This window comes from Streptomyces sp. SID12501, from assembly GCF_010550245.1.
Taxonomy (GTDB): Bacteria; Actinomycetota; Actinomycetes; order Streptomycetales; family Streptomycetaceae; genus Streptomyces.
On the sequence record NZ_JAAGLU010000267.1, the window covers coordinates 1 to 607 of the forward strand.

Consider the following 607-nt stretch of genomic DNA (forward strand, 5'->3'; position numbering starts at 1 on the left):
CCGAGTCGCTGAACACCGACAACCGCAACGTGCGCGGGCTGTACCGCGAGCACGGCAACGCGCGCGGCCCGATCGTGGCCGGCGGCGTCGCGATCGCGTCCTCGGTGCCCGTCGACGACCCGTTCGGCTACCAGCGCACCTACGCCGACGGCGACCTGTACTCGGCGGTGACGGGCTTCTACTCGATCGCGAACGGCCACACCCAGCTCGAGGAGGCCGAGAACCCGCAGCTCACCGGCCGGTCCGACCAGCTGTTCTTCAGCCGCATCCGCGACCTGCTGACGGGCCGCCGTCCCGAGGGCGCCGCGGTCGAGACGACGATCCTGCCCGCCGCGCAGCCGGCCGCGCGCGCGGCGCTCGGCGACCAGGACGGCGCCGTCGTCGCGATCGAGCCGACCACCGGCCGGATCCTCGCGCTCGTCTCGACCCCCGGGTTCGACCCCAACGCGCTGGCCGTGCACTCGACGAGCGAGGCGGCCGCCGCGTACCGCGCGCTCGAGGGCGAGCCCGGCAACCCGCTGCGGTCGAACGCGACCCAGGAGCGCTACGCGCCCGGCTCGACGTTCAAGCTGGTCACGGCGGCGGCCGCGCTCGAGTCGGGCTCCTA

At 74.6% G+C, this 607-nt stretch carries 1 protein-coding gene; it reads left to right on the top strand.

Going from position 1 to position 607, the window contains the following annotated elements; translation table 11 throughout:
* Positions 1-607: penicillin-binding transpeptidase domain-containing protein (locus tag G3I71_RS45655; protein ID WP_275409428.1), on the top strand; the 607-nt coding region annotated here is incomplete at both ends.